Source organism: Synechococcus sp. R6-10, from assembly GCF_047461815.1.
Taxonomy (GTDB): Bacteria; Cyanobacteriota; Cyanobacteriia; order Thermostichales; family Thermostichaceae; genus Thermostichus.
The window spans coordinates 1-840 of record NZ_JANSHW010000677.1 but is presented as its reverse complement, the minus strand read 5'-3'; the positions used below and the strand labels follow the sequence as shown (position 1 = coordinate 840).

1 protein-coding gene and 1 pseudogene are annotated in these 840 nt (G+C 61.7%); one reads left to right on the top strand and one right to left on the bottom strand.

All coding sequences use genetic code 11. The features are described from left to right. Positions 1-35 precede the first annotated feature (35 nt). Positions 36-329: a 30S ribosomal protein S20 gene (gene rpsT, locus NW837_RS15250; protein ID WP_414332486.1), complete on the bottom strand. Its 294-nt coding sequence runs from the start codon at positions 327-329 to the stop codon at positions 36-38. A gap of 159 nt (positions 330-488) precedes the next feature. On the opposite strand from rpsT, the pseudogene NW837_RS15245 reads away from it, so the two are divergent. Then, a pseudogene (locus NW837_RS15245) lies at positions 489-840 on the top strand (single-stranded DNA-binding protein); the annotation flags it as partial.

The window sequence follows — 840 nt, the reverse complement described above, 5'->3', positions numbered from 1 at the left end:
CAGTATGTGATGGCGAATTGAGTATACCCGCGCGCCTACTCGTTAGCGTTTGCGCCCTGCTGCTGCGCCAGTTTCTTGTTGAGCGCAATCATCAGGCGCGACTTCTTGCGGCTGCCCGTGTTCTTGTGCAGGATGCCGCGCTTGACCGCCTTGTCAATCAGGCTGATCGCGCGGCGTAGGCTCGCCACGCTGCCTTCCGTGTCGCCCTTGTCCGCCAACTCCTTCACGCGCCGCGAGTAGGTCTTAATCGCCGATTTGGTCGAGCGGTTGCGCAGGTGCCGCTCGCGCGACTTCAATAACGCCTTCTTCGCTGATTTGATATTCGGCATGATGTGTACCTCCGAGTGTGTAAGTATACCCGACGGCGGCGGCGCACGGCGCAATCCGGCGGGGTATAATTCGGTATATCCATGCCAGAGCGAAAGAACACCCAGCAGGAAGCCGCCGCTGCGCCCAGCCCAGCGACGCAGCAGAGCTTTGCAGACGACTTGAACGCGATGCTGGAAGTGCTTCCCCCAGCCCTTCGACAGTGGCTGGAGGAGCAGCCCGACCTGAGCCAATTGCTGGAGGTAGTCCTCGATCTCGGACGCATGCCCGAAGCGCGCTTTATGCAGCGCACCATCCGACTGGAGGGCGTGCAGGTGGAAGAGTACGACCTGCAGTATGTCGCCGACCGCATCGGGCAGTTCGGCAAAGACAACCGCGCAGGCATCCCCCGCACCCTGCACCGCATCTCGGCGATGCGCAATCGTCAGGGCAAAGTCGTGGGGCTGACCTGCCGCGTCGGACGCGCCATCTACGGCACCATCGACATCATCCACGACATCATCGCCTCGAGCA

Excerpts from the sequence above, each read along its gene's own strand:
- rpsT (WP_414332486.1), bottom strand. The coding sequence starts at position 329 with ATGCCGAATATCAAATCAGCGAAGAAGGCGTTATTGAAGTCGCGCGAG.